The 3,893-nt window shown below is 59.3% G+C and carries 4 protein-coding genes; 1 reads left to right on the top strand and 3 read right to left on the bottom strand.

The window, feature by feature from the left end; all coding sequences use genetic code 11:
- Positions 1-195 precede the first annotated feature (195 nt).
- Positions 196-1,626, bottom strand: coding sequence for a hypothetical protein (locus NW837_RS09745; protein WP_414331092.1), 1,431 nt, complete (start codon positions 1,624-1,626; stop codon positions 196-198).
- Positions 1,627-1,664: 38 nt separating this feature from the next.
- Positions 1,665-2,771 carry an N-acetyl-gamma-glutamyl-phosphate reductase gene (gene argC / locus NW837_RS09740; RefSeq protein WP_011431956.1) on the bottom strand — a complete coding sequence of 369 codons (1,107 nt, stop codon included), beginning with the start codon at positions 2,769-2,771 and terminating at the stop codon, positions 1,665-1,667.
- A gap of 244 nt (positions 2,772-3,015) precedes the next feature.
- Here argC and NW837_RS09735 point away from each other — a divergent pair, with 244 nt between their 5' ends.
- Complete coding sequence (locus NW837_RS09735) at positions 3,016-3,300, top strand: hypothetical protein (RefSeq protein WP_011431955.1); 285 nt, start codon at positions 3,016-3,018, stop codon at positions 3,298-3,300.
- 136 nt (positions 3,301-3,436) lie between these two features.
- Here NW837_RS09735 and NW837_RS09730 read toward each other — a convergent pair.
- On the bottom strand, positions 3,437-3,893 hold a 457-nt coding region (locus NW837_RS09730; RefSeq protein ID WP_414331089.1), incomplete at its 5' end, for a 2-phosphosulfolactate phosphatase.

The following is a 3,893-nucleotide window of genomic DNA, read 5'->3' as shown; positions in this document are numbered from 1 at the left end:
AACAAACAGAATGCTATCGCTGCATAGTTGAACAGTGATGTTCAGCAGTGTTCAGCGTAAATGTATCAGACCAGTCCGCCGGCCACCCTCTACAACCCGTGCAGATTTGTCTTTGGCGTAGAAAAGATTCCACCTAGCCTGCCAGCCTCACTTTGTGGATGCTGTAGGAAATTTTCTTCCCTATGCATCATCAGTTCAATCTTCCAAAGGATCCAACTTGGGATCCAGACTCTTGGCCGTTAGACGCAGAGCCTCCGCCTGATCCATCACCCGTGGAGCTTGCACTGCCGTTTCAAGGCCCTGGCGATAGCTCTCCCACAGGGGCATTTCTGGGTAGGTCTGCTGCAACTCGCTGATCTGATCCAGAAGGGCCTCCAGCCAGCCGGCCGTGCTCCAGGTGAGCAGAAACTGGAAGGGGTTCCACAGGTTGAGCTGCCGCCCCAATTCATTTAGGCTCTCGTTGCGAATGGGCGGATCGAAGATGTCCGCCACCGTCATTAACTGGCGGGCCAGCAGGGGTCTGAGGATTTTCTCGGCAGCTTCCACCACAGCAGGGATGGCAGCTTGGATCCGGTCGGGTCTGGGAATGTTCCGCGCCTGGGGCAAGGCTTGCAGCACCAACTCCAGTCGCCGCCCTGCCTCTGCCGATTCCAAAGCCGATTCCAGGGTGGTGCCCACACTGAGAAACACTTCTCCCGTCAGCAGCCGCACTGCATCGATGACCAGGTGATACAAGGGAGGGATCACGAGCTTGATCCACTCACTCTGGAAAAACTCCCGCAGCCGCCGTGCCGCATAGTCCCCCACTTGGGTGGTCTGGATCCCCACTTGAGTGAGATTGAGATACCAGTCGGGAGGAGATCCCTTGGGATCCAGCCAACGGCGCAGCGTTTGCCATTCTTCTTCTGTGAGGGCAGTTCGTCCCTGTTTTAAGCCGGTTCGCCGCAGCTTGCCCTCGGCATTCAAGAGCTTGCGCAGCTCCGGTGTGCCCAGCAAGGACAAGGCACCTGCCGAACCCACACTGCCGATCTCGATGGCGATCAAGGCGGCCAACAAGGCGGCTGAGGCCTTTACTTGAATCTGGCCGCTTTTGTCCATCACCAAAGGCAGGCGGCTGTTGCCATAGGCACGGGCACTCATCGCCTCCAGAGCAGAGCGTTGGTCAGAGGTCAGCGTCTGAGCCCAAGAAGGGATCCCATCTGGATGGGCCGGTTCCTGCAAGCCGTGATACAGCAAGCTGGCCACCCAGGCGCGATCCGCAGCCTGCCGCAAAGAGCCAATGACCACTTCCCATTGGCAGGGGTTAAGCAGGGGCAAGAGCGCTTGCAGCTCTCGGTGGATGGGCTCTGGGGATCCTGCCGTTCTCGACTGTTCCAGAGCGCTTTGCAGCCGATCCCGCGCCTCTCGGCACAGCCCGCCCCACTCCAGTTGCAGGCGAGCCAGGGTCTGTTGCACCGTCTCTTCGGAGCGACGGGGTAGATCCTGCCAGCCCGCTTCCAGCTGCCGCCACAGCTCCTCCCAGTTCAGGCCCTCAGCAGCGCCATTGACGGCATCTGAGGCAACCTTTGCGCTGGGCGAGGCATTTTGGGGCTCGGAATGGAAAGCGGGATCCAGAGGTTCAGACATGGACAGAACCGGCCTCAAGGGGATTACCGGCATTATAGCTAGGGGTAAAACGCCAGCCGAGGCAAACCCAACGTTTCCGGCCATCCCATCATCAAGTTGAGACACTGCACTGCCTGCCCGGCTTGCCCTTTCATCAGGTTATCGATCACCGACAGGACAATAACGCGGTTGGTGCGGCTGTCCACCTCCACCCCGATCATGCAGGTGTTGGTGCCGGAGACCCATTTGGTTTGCGGGTAAACCCCCCGCGGCAGCACCTTCACCCAAGGAGATTGGCGATAGAAAGCATTGTAAATGGTGAGCAAATCTTCCCCCACAAAGCCGGGATCCCGCAGAGTGGCATACAAGGTGACGTGGATCCCCCGCACCATGGGCACCAGATGGGGCGTAAATTGCACGGTGATGGGGGTGTGGGTCAGGTCGGTGCAAGCTTGCTCGATCTCGGGCGTATGGCGGTGCTGGGCCACTCCATAGGCTGCCAGAGAGCCGTCCACTTCGGCAAACAGGGATCCCACCTTGGGGGTACGACCTGCCCCCGAAACGCCGGATTTGGCATCGAAAATGAGGCTGTCCAGCTCCACCAACCCCTGCCGCAGCAGAGGAGCAACCGCCAACAATGAGGCAGTGGGATAACAGCCGGGACAGCCCACCAGTTGGGCTTGGGCAATCGCCTCGCGATAAAGTTCCGGCAACCCATAGACCGCCTGCTCATTGGCCTGGCGATAGGCAGGGCTGGGCCAGTTGGGATCCGTCTGACCCATGCGGTACCAAGATTGGTAGGTGGCCAGGTTGCGAAAGCGGTAATCTGCCGACAAATCCAAGACTTTGCACCCCTTGGCCAGCAAAGGCGGAGCCAGCTCAGCAGCCAGCCCATTGGGGAGAGACAAAAACACCACATCGCTGTTGGCGGCAATGCGATCCACCTCTACCGGCTGAACGGTCAGATCCACGGCCTGGGCCAACTGGGGATAGAGATCCCCGTAGCGCTTGCCGGCACTGTCTTGCCCGGCCAGGTAGGTGATCTGCACGCCGGGATGCTCGCTCAGCAGCCGCACCAACTGTACCCCTCCGTAGCCGGAAGCGCCGACGATGCCAATGCGGACAGGCTCTGTGGGGTGGGGTGGGCGGGGCGCCATGTTGGCCATGGGGGGGCTGCCTGTGCAAGAGGGTTGCGTGATGGCTTGCCTTAAGTTCTACCGCATTTTTCTGCTGCATTTGACGCTGCATGGGTGCGGATCCCATCTTGTTCATTCGCGTTGGCGTTGCCTAGCAATCCAAGAGGATTTGTTATGCTGAGTTAACTTGAGCTGCTTGGGCCTTGGCAGCGGTTTCCATCCTTACCTTAAGTCTGTCTGTGTTCTGTGGAGCTTTCTAGCCGATCTACGGTCTATGCACTATGAGCGATTGATCAACATGGTCTTGCGGGCCTACGGCCAAAGCAGCCGCCATGGCCTGGATCAGGAAACTCTGACCCTCTACTCAGAAGGCCCCTACACCCTCTACAAGCTCACTTCCCATTTCGATCGCCGCTCCATTTTTGTGTTGGCCCAGAATCAGCGGGATATGTTTGTTTCTGGCGATGCGTTTAACAACAAGCTGATCCCAGGGGAATGGCAGGCGTGGCTGCACCAGAAAGCGCTGGGCATCGCTCCCGACACGGCACAAGCAGGTTAGCTGCAGACCAGCTCTGCCGGGGAAGGATCCCCAAGCCTACGCCCGGCCTGTTGAGATCCAGCCCATGCTGACAATGGCCGCCTACTTCCAGCTCAGAGGGTGGTGGGATCCACAGGTCGCTCCACCTGTCCAGAATCTACCCGCCACTGGCCAAAACCCCAGGCTGAACCTGTCGGGGCACCACCGAGAGACGATCCAGATCGGCACAGTAGGCCAGATCCTTATCGTTTTCCGGCCCCAGACCCAATAGCCGTTGCCCGTGGCTAGAGCGTCTCAACAAACCCAGCAGATCGTCCTGCCAAGTTTGGTAGAGGGCCAAGGCTGCCAAGGTCTCGTCGTTGCCCAACTGGTTCAAAGAGCAGCCCAGGCGATGCAAGATGGCTCCGGCACAGGCAGTATCTTCCAGCGAAAAGGCCCCTTCCCACCCGGATCCCACCAGCCACACCTCGGCAAAGGAGCCCCGTCTGAGAAAATCCACCACGGCTCCCAAGTTCACCAGGGCTGCTGTAATCACCACTGGGATCCCTTCCAGGCGCTGTAGGCTGCGCGTGCCGTTGGTGGTACTCAGGAAGATGCGCTTGTCCCGCACGCGG

Source organism: Synechococcus sp. R6-10, assembly GCF_047461815.1.
In the GTDB taxonomy this organism is placed as follows: domain Bacteria; phylum Cyanobacteriota; class Cyanobacteriia; order Thermostichales; family Thermostichaceae; genus Thermostichus.
The sequence above is the reverse complement of the archived record's forward strand: the minus strand, read 5'-3'. Positions and strand labels throughout refer to the sequence as shown.